At 56.4% G+C, this 14,753-nt stretch carries 13 protein-coding genes and 1 pseudogene; 12 read left to right on the plus strand and 2 right to left on the minus strand.

Annotated elements, in window-relative coordinates; genetic code table 11:
- Positions 1-6: 6 nt before the first annotated feature.
- A complete protein-coding gene (locus DY251_RS08775; protein ID WP_116623520.1) occupies positions 7-666 on the minus strand; it encodes a GntR family transcriptional regulator in 660 nt (219 codons plus the stop codon).
- Positions 667-750: 84 nt separating this feature from the next.
- Between DY251_RS08775 and DY251_RS08780 the strand changes: the two genes are divergently transcribed.
- The 9 genes from DY251_RS08780 (at position 751) to DY251_RS08820 (ending at position 10,279) form a co-directional block, all read left to right on the plus strand.
- Positions 751-1,644 (plus strand): dihydrodipicolinate synthase family protein, encoded by an 894-nt coding sequence (locus DY251_RS08780; protein WP_116623521.1) that lies wholly within the window; start codon positions 751-753, stop codon positions 1,642-1,644.
- A gap of 37 nt (positions 1,645-1,681) precedes the next feature.
- Positions 1,682-2,929, plus strand: a complete 1,248-nt coding sequence (locus tag DY251_RS08785; RefSeq protein WP_116623522.1) for an NAD(P)/FAD-dependent oxidoreductase — start codon at positions 1,682-1,684, stop codon at positions 2,927-2,929.
- Between the two features lie 10 nt (positions 2,930-2,939).
- Positions 2,940-3,941: a 4-hydroxyproline epimerase gene (locus DY251_RS08790; protein ID WP_116623523.1), complete on the plus strand. Its 1,002-nt coding sequence runs from the start codon at positions 2,940-2,942 to the stop codon at positions 3,939-3,941.
- A 273-nt stretch (positions 3,942-4,214) separates the two neighbouring features.
- Positions 4,215-5,117 carry a branched-chain amino acid ABC transporter permease gene (locus tag DY251_RS08795; RefSeq protein ID WP_116623524.1) on the plus strand — a complete coding sequence of 301 codons (903 nt, stop codon included), beginning with the start codon at positions 4,215-4,217 and terminating at the stop codon, positions 5,115-5,117.
- A 3-nt stretch (positions 5,118-5,120) separates the two neighbouring features.
- A complete protein-coding gene (gene livM, locus DY251_RS08800) occupies positions 5,121-6,500 on the plus strand; it encodes a high-affinity branched-chain amino acid ABC transporter permease LivM (protein ID WP_116623525.1) in 1,380 nt (459 codons plus the stop codon).
- On the plus strand, positions 6,500-7,894 hold the full coding sequence (locus tag DY251_RS08805; protein WP_116623526.1) for an ATP-binding cassette domain-containing protein: 1,395 nt from the start codon (positions 6,500-6,502) through the stop codon (positions 7,892-7,894). The genes livM and DY251_RS08805 overlap by 1 nt, the downstream gene beginning before the upstream one ends.
- The gene (locus DY251_RS08810) at positions 7,894-8,622 is read left to right on the plus strand and encodes an ABC transporter ATP-binding protein (protein WP_116623527.1); all 729 of its coding nucleotides are present in this window, start codon (positions 7,894-7,896) and stop codon (positions 8,620-8,622) included. The genes DY251_RS08805 and DY251_RS08810 overlap by 1 nt, the downstream gene beginning before the upstream one ends.
- 59 nt (positions 8,623-8,681) lie before the next feature.
- Positions 8,682-9,029, plus strand: coding sequence for a DUF6867 family protein (locus DY251_RS08815; RefSeq protein WP_116623528.1), 348 nt, complete (start codon positions 8,682-8,684; stop codon positions 9,027-9,029).
- Positions 9,030-9,163: 134 nt separating this feature from the next.
- Positions 9,164-10,279, plus strand: a complete 1,116-nt coding sequence (locus DY251_RS08820; protein WP_116623529.1) for a branched-chain amino acid ABC transporter substrate-binding protein — start codon at positions 9,164-9,166, stop codon at positions 10,277-10,279.
- A gap of 81 nt (positions 10,280-10,360) precedes the next feature.
- On the opposite strand, the gene DY251_RS08825 is transcribed toward DY251_RS08820, so the two are convergent.
- Positions 10,361-11,395, minus strand: a complete 1,035-nt coding sequence (locus tag DY251_RS08825; RefSeq protein ID WP_116623530.1) for a class I SAM-dependent methyltransferase — start codon at positions 11,393-11,395, stop codon at positions 10,361-10,363.
- Positions 11,396-11,713: 318 nt separating this feature from the next.
- Between DY251_RS08825 and DY251_RS08830 the strand changes: the two genes are divergently transcribed.
- The 3 genes and pseudogenes from DY251_RS08830 to bcsS all read left to right on the plus strand — a co-directional run.
- Positions 11,714-13,675: a putative bifunctional diguanylate cyclase/phosphodiesterase gene (locus DY251_RS08830; RefSeq protein ID WP_425373290.1), complete on the plus strand. Its 1,962-nt coding sequence runs from the start codon at positions 11,714-11,716 to the stop codon at positions 13,673-13,675.
- A 227-nt stretch (positions 13,676-13,902) separates the two neighbouring features.
- On the plus strand, positions 13,903-14,271 hold the full coding sequence (locus DY251_RS08835; protein WP_137113608.1) for a hypothetical protein: 369 nt from the start codon (positions 13,903-13,905) through the stop codon (positions 14,269-14,271).
- A 27-nt stretch (positions 14,272-14,298) separates the two neighbouring features.
- Positions 14,299-14,571: pseudogene (gene bcsS, locus DY251_RS21950) on the plus strand (cellulose biosynthesis protein BcsS); the annotation flags it as partial.
- Positions 14,572-14,753 lie beyond the last annotated feature (182 nt).

The raw sequence follows: 14,753 nt of genomic DNA on the forward strand, positions 1-14,753 counted from the left end.
AATATGTCAGCCGCGCTGTAGCAGCGCTTGGCGCATTAGCAAGTTGATAAGGTGGCTCATCTCCTCGCCGGCGGTCCGCTCATCCTTTGCCAGCATCGCGCGAATGACGCCGACATGCCCGTCGACAGACTCGCGCAGGCCGCCCGGCGTTCTGTAGCGATACCAGAAGCGGCGGCTGTGAGCTTGTAGTGGCGTGGCAACGCGCGCCGCAAATGGATTGTCGGTTATCTCGGTCAGCGCATCGTCCAGCATCTTGTCCGCGTCCAGAAAGCCGGCAAGATCTTCCGCTCCAGCCGCCTTATGCATTGCGTTCATGGCGGCCTCGAACCGTCCAGACATTGGCTCTGCCATCAGGCGCGCGGCAGAGCGTGCAAGTATGATTTCCGGCCCGCGCCGCGTTTCCAGAACGCGCGGCCAATCGGCAGGGTCGAGCGGTGCGATCTGAAGGCCCGCGCGCGGGCGCACACTCATCAACCCTTCCCATGCGAGGCGCTGGATTGCCTCGCGCACAGGTGTCCGGCCCAGCCCGATGCGGTCGATCAGCGCGCCCTCCGTAACCAGTGAACCGGGCGCTAGCTCGAGCGTCACGATCTGCCGTTCCAACTCACGATATGCGCGCGAGGCTGCGGGCAGGGCATCTGTCAACGTCGTCTGAATTTCGCTCATTTAATTGATATATCACACCGCAAAAACCATTGACAGGCCGGATTTATAGAGATATACCACTGATATATCACAGGAGCAACCACCATGTGGACCGGCGTTTTTCCCGCAGTTACGACCAAATTCACCAAGAATGACAAGCTTGATCATGCTGAGATGGAGCGCTGCTTCCAGCTGCAGATCGATGCTGGCGTAGACGGCATCATCGTCTGTGGCTCGCTGGGCGAAGGCCCGATGCTGAGCCATGACGAGAAGATTGAGGTGCTCAAGACGGCACAGAAGATCGCGGGCAAGAAGCCTGTTTTGCTGACGGTCAACGAAGCTGGCACACGTGAGGCGGCATCGCTCGCCAAGCGCGCAGCCAAGGAAGGCGCAGATGGCCTTATGGTTGTCCCGAGCCCGATCTATCACACCAATCCAGACGAGACTGTCGCTGCGCTCCGCGCTGTCGCAAAGGCTGGTGACTTGCCGGTCATGATTTACTCCAACCGGCTGGCCTATCGCGTGGACGTAACCTGCGACGACATGGAAAGGCTCGCCAAGGATGAGCGCTTCGTCGCCATCAAGGAATCGTCGGACGACATTCGTCGTACCACCGAAATCATCAATCGCTTTGGCGATCGTTTCGACCTGTTCACCGGCGTCGACAATCTCGCTTTCGAGGCTCTCTCGGTCGGTGCCATCGGTTGGGTCGCCGGTCTGGTAACAGCCTTCCCGCGTGAGACTGTCGCCATCTATCAGTTGATGAAGCAAGGCCGTCGTGAAGAAGCGCTGGCGATCTATCGTTGGTTCCGTCCGCTGCTCGACCTCGATGTCTCGACCTATCTGGTGCAGAACATCAAGCTTGCCGAAGTGTTCGCAATCGACACCAACGACCGTGTTCGCATGCCGCGTCAGCCGCTTTCGGGCGCCCGTCGCAAGGCGGTGGAAAAGGTTGTAAAGGATGCGCTCGGTGTGCGTCCGAAACTGCCCAAGTTCTGAGCGCTACCATCGCTGTTGATCTTCGACGAGGCGGGTTTTGTCCAAGGACAATCGGGACATTGCAATTATCGGCGGCGGCATCATCGGGATTGCCGCTGCTGCCTATCTCGCGGAAGCGGGGCGCAAGGTCACTGTGTTTGATCGTACCGGCATTTGCGAGGAAACCAGTTCCGGCAATGCCGCCGCTTTTGCTTTCTCCGATGTGCTGCCGCTTGCCCACAAGGGCATGATGCGCAACCTGCCGCGCTGGCTGAGCGACCCGCTCGGCCCGCTGGCAATCCCACCCAGCTATCTGCCAAAACTTCTGCCGTGGCTGTTTCGTTTCTGGCGTGCGGGCTCCAGGGCCAATTATGAAAATGCGCTGGCCGCGCAGGTTGCCTTGATGCAGCTCGCAGAGGCGGAATGGGGCGCGCTTATGGATCGCTCCGGCACGCGGTCCTTTCTGCGTGAAGATGGTTCGTTGGAGCTTTATGAGAGCGAGAGCGAATTCCAGTCCGCATTGCCGGGCTGGCAGGCGCGCGCACGGTTCGGCATCAATTTCGAGCATGTTGCGCGCGATGATCTTGGCAAACTTCAGCCGGGCCTGTCGCCGCGCTTTATTCGTGGCACGTTTGTTTCGGGCTGGAAGACGGTCAGCAACCCGCAGGATCTCGGCAAGGCCATCTGGCGCTATGCGGAATCCAATGGCGCGCGTTTCGTCCACAACCTGGTCAAGGACGCCACGCCCAGCGGCAACGGCGTAACGCTCACGTTTGATGACGGCAAAACCGTAGAGGCGTCTCGCCTGATCATTGCCGCTGGCGCGTGGTCACATCTGCTTGCGCGCAGCTTTGGCGACAGCGTGCCGCTGGAAACGGAACGCGGCTACAACACGACATTTCCTGCCGCCGCCTTCGACATAAAGCTTCAGCTCATCTTTTCCAGCCACGGCTTCGTCATCACCCCGCTGCAAGGTGCGGTGCGCGTCGGTGGAGCGGTGGAGCTTGGCGGGTTGCGCCTGCCGCCAAATTACAAGCGCTCGAAAGCGATGGTTGAGAAGGTCAAGGCATTCCTGCCGGGCTTCGACAGTCGCGATGGTCGCGAATGGATGGGCTATCGGCCATCCTTGCCCGATTCGCTTCCCGTCATTGGTGCATCGCGCGCAAATTCATCGGTACTTTATGCCTTCGGTCACGGGCATCTTGGGCTGACACAGGCTGCGGCGACAGGGCGCTTGATCCGCGACCTTGTGCTCGGCCAAACATTGCCTGTCGATCTGAAACCTTTTTCGGCCCAGCGTTTCTAATGGAGTAAAAATGGCCCGCAACACCTTCACTTGCATCGATGGGCATACGTGCGGCAATCCTGTGCGCCTCGTGGCGGGCGGTGGTCCGCTGCTCCAGGGCAATTCCATGATGGAGCGCCGCGCGCATTTCCTCGCGGAATTTGACTGGATACGCACCGGCCTCATGTTTGAGCCGCGCGGTCACGACATGATGTCCGGGTCGATCCTTTATCCGCCGACACGCGATGATTGCGACATCGGCATCCTGTTCATTGAGACGTCCGGCTGTCTGCCCATGTGCGGGCATGGGACTATTGGCACCGTCACGATGGCAATCGAGAACGGGCTGGTGCGACCCAGAACGCCGGGCCGTCTCAATCTTGATACGCCTGCCGGTCTGGTCGTCGCCGAATACAAGCAGGTCGGGGACTATGTCGAAGAAGTGCGAATCACCAATGTCCCGTCATTCCTTTATGCGGAGGGGCTAACCGTCGATTGCCCTGTGCTGGGCGAAATTGTTGTGGATGTCGCCTATGGCGGCAATTTCTATGCCATCGTCGACCCACAGAAGAACTTCCGCGACATGGCGGATTACAGCGCTGGCGAGTTGATCGCATGGAGCCCAATCGTACGCCAGCGCCTGAACGAGAAGTACAGCTTCGTTCATCCAGAGAAGCCCGAGATTGACCGGTTAAGCCATATGCTCTGGACCGGCGCGCCCATCACGCCGGAAGGCGATGCGCGCAACGCGGTGTTCTATGGCGACAAGGCTATTGACCGTTCCCCCTGCGGTACGGGCACGTCGGCCCGCATGGCGCAACTGCACGCCAAAGGCAAGCTCAAGGTCGGCGAAAACTTCAATCACGAGTCCATCATCGGGTCGCTGTTCAAAGGCCGCGTCGAGCGCGAAGTCACTGTCGCAAACAAGACCGGCATCATTCCGTCGATTGGCGGCTGGGCGCGCATGACCGGCTACAACACGATTTTCATCGACGACCGCGATCCGTTTGCCCAAGGGTTCATCGTCAAATAATGCGCAAAAATGCGCAAGAATACACAGGTTAAAAAGTTTCTTTGTGAGGAGGTGCTAAAATATCTGGATTCCTGTTTCGGTTTGCGCTAGCGAAGCGCCGAAATTGGGAGAGGGGATAGAAAATAGGACTGCAACAGCGAGTCGCGGCTTCATCAGAGTTGAAGAAGCCGGCAAGAAATGGCGTTGCATTCCTTAGCCAATCGCTTAGGACTATCAGAACAACATAACGGAATGCGACCGGCAACGGCGACATTCCTGGGGAGCAATGCAGCTATGCAGTACTTTATCCAGCAGCTTGTGAATGGGCTGACGCTGGGGGCTATCTATGGTTTGATCGCGATCGGCTATACGATGGTCTACGGCATCGTCGGCATGATCAACTTCGCTCACGGCGATATTTTTATGGTTGGCGCATTTGTCGCGCTTATCGTCTTTCTCATCCTCACATCGGTCTTCGCCGGAATAAACGTCGTTTTGTTCCTGCTGATCATGATGGTCGTCGCGATGGTGATGACCAGCCTGTACAATTGGACGATTGAGAAGGTCGCTTATCGGCCACTGCGCGGATCGTTCCGCCTCGCGCCGTTGATCACCGCGATCGGCATGTCGATCGTCCTGTCCAACTTCGTGCAGGTTACGCAGGGTCCGCGCAACAAGCCGATCCCGCCGCTCATCACCGAGGTTTACAACGTCGGCGGTATCTCGATCTCGCTCAAGCAGTTGGTGATCGTTGTGGTTACGGCGCTGTTGCTGGCGGTGTTCTGGTACCTGGTCAACAAGACGGCTCTGGGTCGTGCGCAGCGCGCTTGTGAGCAGGACCGCAAGATGGCGTCTTTGCTTGGCATCGATGTGGACAAGACGATCTCGATCACCTTTATCATGGGTGCTGCGCTCGCCGCCGTCGCGGGTACGCTCTACCTCATGTACTACGGCGTGGTGTCCTTCTCCGATGGCTTCGTTCCGGGTGTGAAGGCGTTTACCGCCGCAGTTCTAGGTGGCATAGGCTCGCTGCCGGGTGCCGTCATCGGTGGTGTCCTGATCGGTCTAATCGAATCTCTTTGGTCAGCCTATTTCTCGATCGACTACAAGGACGTTGCTGCGTTCTCGATACTTGCGATCGTGCTGATCTTCCTGCCGTCCGGCATTCTTGGCCGGCCTGAAGTTGAAAAGGTCTGACCCATGGCCGCTGTTGAAAAAAGCGAACCAGAAAACAATTTTGCGTTGGCGTTGCGCGAGGCATTTTATGCCGGGCTGCTTTCCTTCGGGTTGTTCTTCCTCTTTGTCGGTCTTGAAACCACGCAGAATATCCGGAACGAGTTGATCCTCGTTCAGCGTTGGGGCCTGCTGGCAACTCTTGTTGCGCTGGTAATGGTTGTCCGCTTCGTGTTCGTTGCGTTCATCCTTCCAGCGGCGGAGCGTCGCAAGGCGCACAAGGCTGCTTCGAATGTTGTCGCGGAGCCGAATTTTGTGAGCCGGAATTTCTCCAAGCTCGCAATCGCGTTCCTTGTCATTTTCCCGGCCATTGCGATCACTCTTTCGGGGCTGCAAGGCTCGCTGAAGTGGATCGACAATTTCGGCATCCAGATCCTTATCTATGTGATGCTTGCATGGGGCCTGAATATCGTTGTCGGCCTCGCTGGTTTGCTTGATCTGGGATATGTCGCCTTCTATGCGGTTGGTGCTTATTCCTATGCGCTGCTCGGGCACTATTTCGGTCTATCCTTCTGGATATTGTTGCCGATGGCCGGCATTCTCGCCGCCTTCTGGGGGGTGATCCTCGGCTTCCCGGTGTTGCGTTTGCGCGGTGACTATCTTGCAATCGTCACGCTGGCTTTCGGTGAAATCATCCGCCTCGTGCTCATCAATTGGCGCGAAGTCACCAATGGTGCGGCTGGTATATCCGGCATTCCGAAAATCAGCTTCTTCGGGCTCTTCACGTTCAACGTTTCGGACCCGAATTACATCGCCAAGGTTTTCGACCTTCCAACGTCGAGCGTGTATTACAAGATATTCTTGTACTATCTCATCCTCGCGCTGTGTCTGCTCACTGCCTATGTGACCATTCGGCTTCGTCGTATGCCAATCGGTCGCGCATGGGAGGCGCTTCGTGAAGACGAAATCGCTTGCCGCTCGCTGGGCATCAATACGACGACAACGAAGCTGACGGCGTTCTCAATCGGTGCAATGTTTGCAGGGTTTGCCGGTTCGTTCTTTGCTGCTCGCCAGGGTTTCGTGAGCCCAGAATCCTTCATCTTCATCGAGTCTGCAATCATTCTTGCGATCGTTGTTCTCGGTGGCATGGGATCGCTCATCGGCATCGCGATTGCTGCGGCGGTTATGATCGGCGGCACCGAGCTTCTGCGCGAATTGCAGTTCCTCAAGGTAGTGTTTGGCCCAGACTTTACGCCTGAACTCTACCGCATGTTGCTGTTTGGTCTGGCGATGGTTGTGGTGATGCTGTGGAAGCCGCGTGGCTTCGTCGGTAGCCGCGAGCCCACTGCCTTCCTGCACGAGAGAAAGACTGTCTCTGCCTCCTTCACCAAGGAAGGACACGGCTGATGAATACGAGCGTATCAGGCATGAATGAACCCATACTCAAGGTCGAACATCTGTCGATGAAGTTCGGCGGACTGGTCGCGATCGGTGACCTCTCGTTCGAAGCCAGGCGCGGTGAAATTACCGCGCTGATTGGCCCGAACGGTGCCGGCAAGACAACGGTGTTCAATTGCATCACCGGTTTCTACAAGCCGACTGAGGGCATGATAACCCTCACCTCGAAAGACGGTACCCAGTATTTGCTGGAACGTCTGCCGGGCCACGACATCAACAAGCGCGCGAAAGTCGCGCGTACTTTCCAGAACATCCGCCTGTTCTCGGGCATGACCGTTTTGGAAAATCTTCTGGTTGCTCAGCACAACAAGCTGATGAAGGCTTCCGGCTTTACCATCATGGGCCTGCTCGGCATTGGTGGTTATAAAGCAGCGGCCAATGAATCGATCGAGTTGGCGAAGTTCTGGCTCGACAAGGCGGATCTGACAAGCCGCGCGGATGATCCAGCCGGTTCGCTGCCATATGGTGATCAGCGTCGACTCGAAATTGCACGTGCAATGTGCACGATGCCGGAACTGCTTTGTCTCGACGAGCCGGCTGCAGGTCTGAACCCTCGCGAATCCCTTGCGCTCAACACCTTGCTCAACGACATCAAGGACACGACCGGAACGTCGATCCTTCTCATCGAGCATGACATGTCGGTCGTCATGCAGATTTCCGACCACGTCGTGGTGCTTGAATATGGTCGCAAGATTTCGGATGGCGACCCGTCGTTCGTGAAGAGCGATCCGCGCGTTATCGCCGCCTATCTCGGCGTCGAAGACGAAGAGGTGGAGGACGTGCTCGTCCAGGTCGGTGACGAGGAAGTCATCGAGCAACTGGACGGTGAGCCGGATCCGGCCCATGGTCCGGGTGCGTCGTCCTCCTTCATGGCCGGGCCGATAAGCGACACCATCGGGCACAGCGATCCAGACGGTGAAGTAATGCGGGTTTCGCCCGGCGCTTCCAAGGCGGCACAAGTCGACGCATTGAGCAAGCGGGCAGCCAGTGCTCCGGCGAAAGCGTCGAAGCCGGCATCGAAAAGCGCTGGATCAGCAAGGTCGACCAAGGCATCTAAATCCACAACCGGCTTGAGCATTTCCAACAAGCTGTCAACGCCGCGCGGTGGCAAGCCCGACGATCTCTTGCTCATCAAGGGCATCGGTCCGATCAACAAGCGCAAGCTGAATGAACACGGAATTTATCATTTCGATCAGATCGCGGCGTGGAAGCATGCCGACATCGCAGCCGTCGAGGCTTATCTCGAGTTCGATGGCAGAATTGCGCGAGAGGATTGGATTGGTCAGGCGAAGCAGCTAGCGGCGAAATCCGCCAAGCCGGCCAAGCGTGGGAGCACTAAATAATGTCGAATGGTCCGCTCCTACAAATTCGCGGCGTCGAAACTTTCTACGGCAATATTCGCGCGCTCAATGGCGTGAATGTTGACGTCAATGCAGGCGAGATTGTCACGATCATCGGCGCAAACGGCGCCGGAAAATCCACGCTAATGATGACGATCTTCGGTAGCCCGCGCGCGCGTGCTGGCCAGATCACATTCGATGGCACGGATATCACGAACATGCCGACCCACGAGATTGCGCGGCTTCGTATCGCGCAATCACCGGAAGGCCGCCGCATTTTCCCGCGCATGACCGTTCTGGAAAATCTTCAGATGGGCGCCAGCCTCGATAATCTGAAATATTTCGATGAGGACGTGGAGAAGGTCTTTACGCTTTTCCCGCGCCTCAAGGAACGCATTACACAGCGCGGCGGCACGCTTTCGGGTGGCGAGCAGCAAATGCTTTCGATTGGCCGCGCGCTAATGGCGCGTCCGAAGCTGTTGCTACTCGATGAGCCATCACTCGGTCTTGCTCCCTTGATCGTGAAGCAGATCTTCGAAGCAATCCGGGAACTCAACAAGACCCAGAAACTGACAGTGTTCCTGGTCGAGCAAAATGCTTTCGGTGCGTTGAAGCTTGCGCATCGCGGATATGTTCTGGTCAACGGTAACGTCACGATGAGCGGTTCGGGCAAGGATTTGCTTTCAAATCCGGAAGTGCGCGCCGCCTATCTCGAAGGCGGAAGGCATTGATGTTTCGCTCGGTCTGGTTGCAGGCATGAAGACGGCAAGCAAGGTTTAGGAATCGAACAATGCAAGGAATTCTCTACGAAGAAGCCTCCATCTGGCAGTTCTTTTTCGTGACTCTCGTGCTCGGCGGGTGGGCGGCCTGGATGACGGGCAAGGCTTGTGCGCAGACGTGGCGGCCATATCTTACGCTCGTGCTTTATTTGATGGGGCTGGGTGTTGGCGTGCGCTTCATTCACCACGCGCTTTTCGACGGCACGATGTTCTCGCTGAGATATTATATTGTCGATACGATCGTGCTGCTCGTGTTCGGCATCCTCGGCTATAAGTATACGCGAACCAACCAAATGGTTAGCCAGTACCACTGGTTGTATGAACGTGCTTCACCCCTCAGCTGGAGGGCAAGAAGCTAAGCTTCGCCAATACAACCTCGTAAGGGGGAATTGGCGTGACAAGTGCTGTAAAATCAGCATTGTACCTTTTCTGCGATTGGGTGGGCATCGCCGAAATTCAACCAAACGCCCACTCATTTAATGGGAGCCACTCTATGAAGAAAACTCTTTTGTCCGCCGTTGCCATGACCGCGCTCGTCGCGTTCTCCGGCAGCGCATGGGCGGATATCACGGTCGGTGTCGCCGGCCCGATCACTGGTCCAAACGCCGCTTTCGGTGCACAGCTGCAGAAGGGCGCTGAACAGGCCGCTGCTGACATCAATGCTGCCGGTGGCATCAACGGTGAGCAGGTGAAGGTTGTCGTCGGTGACGACGTTTCCGATCCGAAGCAGGGCATCTCCGTCGCGAACAAGTTCGTCGCTGACGGCGTGAAGTTCGTTGTCGGTCACTTCAACTCGGGCGTTTCGATCCCCGCTTCTGAAGTTTACGCTGAAAACGGCATCCTCGAAATCACCCCGGCTGCTACCAACCCGGTGTTCACCGAGCGTGGTCTCTGGAACGTGTTCCGCACCTGCGGCCGCGATGACCAGCAGGGCGTCGTTGCCGGCAAGTACCTTGTAGACCACTTCAAGGATGCGAAGATCGCAATCGTGCACGACAAGACCCCATACGGTCAGGGCCTTGCAGACGAGACCAAAAAGGCGATGAACGCTGGCGGTCTGCAGGAAGTCATGTACGAAGGCGTGAACATCGGCGACAAGGACTTCTCCGCCCTTATCGGCAAGATGAAGGAAGCTGGCGTCTCGATCATCTATTGGGGCGGCCTGCACACGGAAGCTGGTCTGATCATCCGTCAGGCTGCTGACCAGGGTCTCAAGGCTACGCTCGTTTCGGGCGACGGCATTGTGTCGAACGAACTCGCTTCGATCGCTGGTGACGCAGTTGCCGGTACCTTGAACACCTTCGGTCCAGATCCGACACTGGATCCGGCCAACAAGGAACTGGTTGAGAAGTTCAAGGCTGCTGGCTTCAACCCTGAAGCTTACACGCTGTATTCCTATGCAGCGATGCAGGTGATCGCGGAAGCTGCAAAGGCAGCTAATTCGACCGACCCGCAGGAAGTTGCCAAGGCTATCAAGGCAAACACCTTCAAGACCGTGCTCGGTGAAATGGGCTTCGACGAGAAGGGTGATCCGAAGCTGCCAGGCTACATCATGTACGAATGGGTCAAGGGCGACGACGGCAAGTACACCTACAAGCCGCAGAAATAAGCCTTAGCGCTCAATAAAAAGGCCCGGCGGAGCAATCCGCCGGGCTTTTGTTTTGCTTGCCAGAACGCGAAATCGGGCTGCTTAGCCCTTCATTACCACGCCGTAGATCACGTTGTGGTTGGCCCCGAAATACACATTCGCATCGATGATGGAATTGTCGACGCTGCCTTCGATGATGCTCCACATCTGCTTTTCAGAGCGCAGCAGCAACGGCCAGTTCATGAAGGTTTCCATGAACCCGTCGTCAGCAATCCCCTGCGCGAAATTTGCAAACAGGAAGACGCCGCCGGGCTTGAGAAGGCGCAGGCAGCGTTGCGTCAGCTTGGTGGCGACATTTTGCGCCAGATAGTCATAAAGCCCAGCCGCATAGACCAGATCAAAGGTGCCGATGGAGTTCGTGCTGCCCAGAATGGTGCGCACCGAACCGTCGAGCGGCTCAACTGCGGTGCCTTTCCACTTTTCGCGAATGGTGGCGATGCTTTCGGGATCCTGGTCGAGAGCGACCCAGCGCTTCAGCTTTTTGTTTTTCAGCGCCTTGGAAAGTTCAGCCTCGCGCAGGTGTCCGGCCGCAATGGTGAAAACCTCGGTTCCGGGACCATTTGCCTCGGCAACTTCGTCCACTTTCGCTGCCAAAATTTCCCGGCGCTCGCGCACCGCCTGCGAAGATGCGGAATCGCTCGTGCTGGCATAGAGTTGCTTGCCGAGATCGGAGGCATCTGCCAGGTCATTATCTGCACTCGGGTGGCGATAGATAAAGTCCAGAAGATGTGCGTCGCCGGAATAGCCGCGCGGCTTGGTGAAAGACCAGCGGGTGAAGGGGTCCTGGAGAAAGAAACTTGCAACTGGGTGCTGCTGCGCCAGCGGAATAAGTGCTTGCCAAACGCTCCCGGAATATTTGAGGCGAATTTTGTGGAGTTCTCGCGCGACCCGATTGATAATCGGAGCGGGCTCTGCTTCAGCGACGAATTGCTGATGGGCGAAATTCAGGATCAGCGCCATATGGGCGGCCGCTTCTTCGAACTGTGTTTCGAATGCGACTGGGCGCGGATGTGCGAATTCTCGAAGAAAAGCCTCCGGGGTGATCAGGCTTTTGCCATCAAGTGCGAACTCAGCCAAGTTAGGTACCTTTGTAATAAAAATGCGTGGGGTTTAGTCTCGGCACTCTGTCCAAATTGGCGAATCGAGCCAATCTAGTGCAGGATTGCGCGTGCCTCCTTTTCCTATGACACTTCGCCTTTAAATTAACTAAAATTTGGTTTGCTGCACTAGCATTCCTTAAGACCTGCCCCATTAATAATTTTATGGCGTCAGCGGGTCGCATTCGAGGCAGCAGGAGAGCTCTTTGTTGAATGCCCGTGACGGACTATTTTCACGCTGCTCTGTTGCAGTTGCACGGGCGGGTGGATGAGTCCGCATCTGTATGAATCTGCTGAAATGGAACCGCTCGAGCCGCGTGTCGCGCACTCGGAGAAGGAACTGCGTGCGTTGTATGACGAGCGTGGTGCCGCCGCGCGCAGTCAGGAATCGCGCAGCGGTTTATGGATTTCTGTCGCGGTTTATTTGCTTTTCGCCATCACCGACATTCTGCTCATCCCGGATGTGGCGATTTACACCGTTTCGGCGCGTTTTCTGCTTGCAGCGCTTGTGCTCACCGTCATCGAGCTTCAATACAGGTACAATGTTCAAACAACCTGGCTCGACTTCACGTGCGCTCTGACGATCGTATCGGGCTATCTGGTCTGGCTGTTGCCCGCGTCAGAGACTGTATTCAAGCAGACATTCTCTTATTACATGATTTTCGGCGCCATCTTCATGATGGGCGCGAACCTCTTTTTCAGCCTGCGTTTTTTGATGTCGGTCATCACATCAGGGCTGGTTCTCGTCATCTTTCTGCTCGCTCTTTTTGAGTTTTCGTCCGACTGGGCGTATCGGATAACGCTGGTCGTCTTCTATGTGTCGTGCTTTGCGTTTTCGTCGCACATCAACTGGAAGCTCAACCGCGAACGCTTCAATGTTTTCTTGAAAGCGCTGGAAGCTGAGGCCCGACAAAATGAAGCGATTGAGCGCGGTCAGGCGCTGCTGCGCTTGTCGCGCACCGACTCGCTCACGGGATTGAAGAACCGGCGCGCTATCGACGAAAGCCTGCGCGAATATTGGCGCGAGTGGAAGCAGTCGGGGCGCAACTTCGCTGCCATGTTGATCGACGTCGATTACTTCAAGAAGTTCAACGACTATTACGGCCATCAGGAGGGCGACGGCTGTCTGGTATTTGTCGCTGAGGCTTTGAGCCATGTCGTCAAGAATCACGAGGCAACCATTGGGCGCTATGGCGGCGAGGAATTTCTTGTGCTGGCGCGCGCCAGGAGCAAAAGACAAATTGCCGAGTTGACTGAGGCGATGCGCAGGGCCGTCGAGGATTTGGGACTGGTCCACGAAAAGCGGCATGACGGTATGTCTGTCGTAACGGTCAGCATTGGCGGTGCCTTCACACGCAAGCAGATCGGCACGAAATTCGAGAAGATCATTCACGAGGCTGATCGCGCGCTTTATCTGGCGAAGGCGAATGGCCGCAATTGCGTGCGGCTGTTTGATCCGGCCGATCTCGAATTCGGCGCCGAGAGCGAAGACATTGCGCTGTGGCTCAATGAAGCCATTGCGCAGGATTTGGTGGCTCTCGCATATCAGCCGATACTGGACATCCGCACCGGTCGCATGGAGGCTGTTGAGACTTTGATGCGGCTAAAGGCGCCGGACGGAAGTTCCATATCACCCAATCTTTTCGTGCCAATTGCGGAGCGCACCGGCGCGATTATCGAACTGGGTCGATGGGCGGTCGAAAAAGCCTGCACCGAAATGCTGGTCGAAAACCGGATCGAAATGGTGACGGTCAATGTTTCGCCGATCCAGCTCAAGGCACCCGGCTTTGCGGCGTCGGTCGGGGCAATCCTGTCGGAAACCGGGGTTGCGGGGCAACGCCTTGCTTTTGAGATAACCGAGGGGCTGGACCTTGAACGTCAGCCAGAGATCGCGACCTGCATCAGCGATTTGCGTGCCTTGGGCATCAACATCTGGCTGGATGATTTCGGAACCGGCTTTGCAAGCTTGTCGTGGCTTAGATTGATCGACTTCGACACCGTGAAGATCGACCGCTCCTTCCTGCATGATGCGGGCTTGCCGAGAGGAAAGGCGATGTTCCAGGATATGATCAGCCTGGTTCGCAATCACGGCCACAAGATTTTGATCGAAGGGGTCGAGACCGAAGAGCAGATGGCGTTTTTGCGCAAACTCGGCATCGACAAGGCGCAAGGTTTTCTCGTTGGTCGCCCTGTGCCTGCAAGATCCTACCCGCCTCGCGATCCAAATCGCCCTCAAACTCTGACCCGAAAACTGGCTTGATAGAGCTGCCGTTCGGCGCGAGCGCCTGTCAAAATCGTTTGTGATAAACCAGCGATTGATCGCTCGTTGTGCCTTGACGCCGGTAGTTACATGATATTCAACTAATAAAGAGATACTAATATTAAATTTGAACGCTGCGTGGCGTTTTGTATTCGGGGGCATAATCTATGCATGCTTGGAGTATTCGGAGCACCTTGGGAAATTGGCGTGCGGTACGGCTTTCGCTGTTGAGCCCTTTCCTGCTCTTCGCCTTGGCGGGCTCGGCAGCGGCTGCCGAAAAGGCGGATCAGTTCACGCTTGGCGGTAATTTGGGCAGCAATCGGATCGGTGGCTCAATCTCCTATTTGCATGCATTCTCGGGAAATCTTCGTAAAAGCGGCGCGATTGTGCGACTTGGGGCTTCCTCGGGCGAAACGGACGAGGATTACATATTTAATCCGGCTTACAGTGGCAGCAACTATTCGCTTGAAGCCCTTGCGGGCTGGCAGAGTTATTATCAGGGCTGGCGGTTCCGCGCACTCGCGGGCGCGCTCTATCGTGGCCGAGGTGGAGAAAACAACAACACGGACGGGCTCGCATTTAAGGTCTTGATGTAGGCCACTTCGCCCTGGTCCGCACCGACCTATGTCAATGGGACTGCCAGTTACGACACCGCAACGGATAGGGTTGTCTCACGCCTTCAGGTTGGTAAGCATTTCGGCAATAAGATTATTGGTCCGGAAGTCGGCGTTGCCTATACCTCCAAAAACCAAAGATATGATTTTGGATTGTTTTTGACCGGCGTCAAAGTGGACAAGCTCGGCCTGTCGTTCCGTATTGGCTATAGTCACAATGAGGGTGAAAGCGAAAAAATCGACTTGCCCTATCTTGGTATAAGCGCAACGTACCAGTTCTAGACGTTGCCGGACGTTGGAAAAGCACAGTCAATTTTCAAGCCGGTCGCTGCCAGGTTCTCGCTCGGAAGGCTTGCCGGTGCATAGAGCGCGCGGTCTCCAGCCAACGGAGTTTATCGAGCGTTCTTGGCCATGGGCTCTGGGTGGTGCGATACTGTGCTTGGCTGTGACCACGCTTCTCAAAT

Source organism: Mesorhizobium denitrificans (genome assembly GCF_003403035.1).
Classification (GTDB): Bacteria; Pseudomonadota; Alphaproteobacteria; order Rhizobiales; family Rhizobiaceae; genus Mesorhizobium_G; species Mesorhizobium_G denitrificans.

Coding starts and splice junctions, on each gene's coding strand:
- DY251_RS08810 (WP_116623527.1), top strand. CDS start 7,894: ATGTCGAATGGTCCGCTCCTACAAATTCGCGGCGTCGAAACTTTCTAC.
- DY251_RS08815 (WP_116623528.1), top strand. CDS start 8,682: ATGCAAGGAATTCTCTACGAAGAAGCCTCCATCTGGCAGTTCTTTTTC.
- DY251_RS08790 (WP_116623523.1), top strand. CDS start 2,940: ATGGCCCGCAACACCTTCACTTGCATCGATGGGCATACGTGCGGCAAT.
- DY251_RS08780 (WP_116623521.1), top strand. CDS start 751: ATGTGGACCGGCGTTTTTCCCGCAGTTACGACCAAATTCACCAAGAAT.
- DY251_RS08805 (WP_116623526.1), top strand. CDS start 6,500: ATGAATACGAGCGTATCAGGCATGAATGAACCCATACTCAAGGTCGAA.
- livM (WP_116623525.1), top strand. CDS start 5,121: ATGGCCGCTGTTGAAAAAAGCGAACCAGAAAACAATTTTGCGTTGGCG.
- DY251_RS08830 (WP_425373290.1), top strand. CDS start 11,714: ATGGAACCGCTCGAGCCGCGTGTCGCGCACTCGGAGAAGGAACTGCGT.
- DY251_RS08775 (WP_116623520.1), bottom strand. CDS start 666: ATGAGCGAAATTCAGACGACGTTGACAGATGCCCTGCCCGCAGCCTCG.
- DY251_RS08795 (WP_116623524.1), top strand. CDS start 4,215: ATGCAGTACTTTATCCAGCAGCTTGTGAATGGGCTGACGCTGGGGGCT.
- DY251_RS08820 (WP_116623529.1), top strand. CDS start 9,164: ATGAAGAAAACTCTTTTGTCCGCCGTTGCCATGACCGCGCTCGTCGCG.